The organism is Acidimicrobiales bacterium (assembly GCA_022452035.1).
GTDB lineage: Bacteria > Actinomycetota > Acidimicrobiia > Acidimicrobiales > MedAcidi-G1 > UBA9410.
Map to the genome: position 1 here is coordinate 1 of JAKURV010000063.1, position 2,116 is coordinate 2,116.

Consider the following 2,116-nt stretch of genomic DNA (forward strand, 5'->3'; position numbering starts at 1 on the left):
TAGACGTCCCCCTGGAGCTCTCGCCGCTACTGGTGAAGGTGTTCGAGGACGGCCGGGAGCGATACGGGGACCGGGAGTTCTCGCCGAACGTCATTCGCCGCCTGGAGGAGGCCACAGGCCTTGATGTCCGGGCTCCCGGCTTCCCAGCCGAGATTGTTGACAACGAGCCCGAGGCGCCGGGCTACGAGGTGGTCCCGGAGCGGTGAACGAGATCCCGGAGACCATGACCGCCCTTCACCTGGTGGGTAACGGGGGTCCGGAGATGCTGGTGTTACGTCACGACGTGGTGGTGCCCGTGCCAGCCGACGACGAGGTACTGGTTCGGGTACGGGCCTGCGGCATGAACAACACCGACGTGAACACCCGAGTGGGCTGGTATTCCAAGTCAGTGACCGCGGCGACCGGGTCTAGCGGCTTTGACGTCGAGGTAGACGGCGACGCTACGTGGGGTGGCAGTGGCCTGGCCTTCCCGCGTATTCAGGGCGCCGACCCGTGCGGCGAGGTGGTGGCCCTCGGGTCGGAGGCCAATCCGGCGCTGCTGGGGAGCCGGGTGCTGGCCGACGGGTGGATTCGGGATCCTGGACGCCCTGACGACCGTTCACTGGCTGGTTACCTGGGTTCGGAGAGGGACGGCGGGTACGCCCAGTACTGCGCCATCCCGGTCCGCAACGTGTACCCAATTGACGTCGACCTGTCTGATGCCGAGCTGGCGTCGTTTCCCTGCTCGTGGGCTACCGCCGAGCACATGCTGACCCGCCCGGCGGTGTCGGCCGGTCAGACGGTGGTGGTCACCGGAGCTTCGGGGGGTGTGGGGACAGCCCTCGTACAGCTGGCCCGGCTCCGGGGGGCCCGGGTGGTGGCGGTGACCAGCTCAGCCAAATTCGCCGATGTGGCGGCCTGTGGGGCCGACGCCTGCGTTGACCGGACGTCTGAAGACCTTGTCGGGGCGGTGATCGAGGCGGCCGGAGGGCCGGTCGATGTACTGGCCGACGTGGTTGGAGGCCCGGACTTCGCCCCCCTGCTAGAGGCGCTGCGCCGGGGTGGCCGGTATACGACGGCTGGGGCTATTGCCGGGCCGATCGTGGATTTAGATCTGCGCACTCTGTATCTCAACGACCTGGAGCTGTACGGCTGCACGGTCTACGAGCCGTCGGTCTTCGAGGCTCTGGTGGGCTACATCGGGCGGGGTGAGGTGTGCCCGGTGGTGGCCGCTACCTACCCGCTTTCGGACTTCCACGCCGCCCAGGAGGCCTTTGTGGCCAAGGCCCACACGGGGGCCATGGTCATCACTGTTGACTGAGAGACACGGGCGCCGGTCAGTCGACGGGCGGCTCGTCGGCGTGGAGCGGGGCGTAGAAAGCCAGGTTGGGCTGGAGCAGGTCGAGGGCCGTCATTTCGGTCGGTGGGAGTTCCCCGTCGTGCACGCCTACCGGTTCGGTCCGGTCGCCCCACCTGAGAGCGATCGACCCCCAGGTGACGCCCCCACCGAAGGCGGTCAGAACGACCGTGTCCCCGGGGGACACTCGGCCGGCCTCTAGGGCGTCGGCGATAGCCATGGGGATGGAGGCGGCCGCCGTGTTCCCGAGATCGGCGATGTTGACGAACACCCGGTCGCCGTCAATGCCCAAGCGGCGAGTGGCCGAGTCGATGATCCGGGCGTTGGCCTGGTGGGGGACCACCAGATCAATGTCGTCGGCCGTCAGGCCGGCCCGGTCCAGTACTCGGACCGCCGAGGCCGCGATGCCTTGCACAGCGATCTTGAACACCGCCTGCCCCTCGAAGTGCAGGCGATGGATCGCTGGGTCGTTGGTGGCCGACGGTTCGCCCATCGATCCCATGGAGCGGATGAGCATCGTGCCGCCCTTACCGCCATCGGCGCCCAGGTCGACGGCCAGAACACCGGCCCCGTTCCCAGAGGCCTCGAACACGGCGGCACCCGCTCCATCACCGAACAAGATGCTGGTCCCGCGGTCCCGGTAATCCATAGCGAAGTGCAACTTCTCGGCACCAACCAGAAGGACCCGCTCGGCAAACCCCGACTCGATCATTCCAGCCACTACCGAGGTGCCGTAAACGAAGCCCGAGCAGGCGGCGTTTAGGTCAAAGGCACCGGCAT

General features: G+C 67.5%; 3 protein-coding genes. 2 read left to right on the plus strand and 1 reads right to left on the minus strand.

Annotated features, from left to right (window positions below; all coding sequences use genetic code 11):
* Positions 1 to 206: hypothetical protein (locus MK181_10955; protein MCH2420316.1), on the plus strand; the 206-nt coding region annotated here is incomplete at its 5' end.
* A complete protein-coding gene (locus MK181_10960) occupies positions 203 to 1,300 on the plus strand; it encodes an alcohol dehydrogenase family protein (GenBank protein ID MCH2420317.1) in 1,098 nt (365 codons plus the stop codon). The genes MK181_10955 and MK181_10960, both read left to right, overlap by 4 nt.
* A 16-nt stretch (positions 1,301 to 1,316) precedes the next feature.
* On the opposite strand, the gene MK181_10965 is transcribed toward MK181_10960, so the two are convergent.
* The coding region (locus MK181_10965; GenBank protein ID MCH2420318.1) for a beta-ketoacyl-ACP synthase 3 at positions 1,317 to 2,116 on the minus strand (800 nt) is incomplete at its 5' end.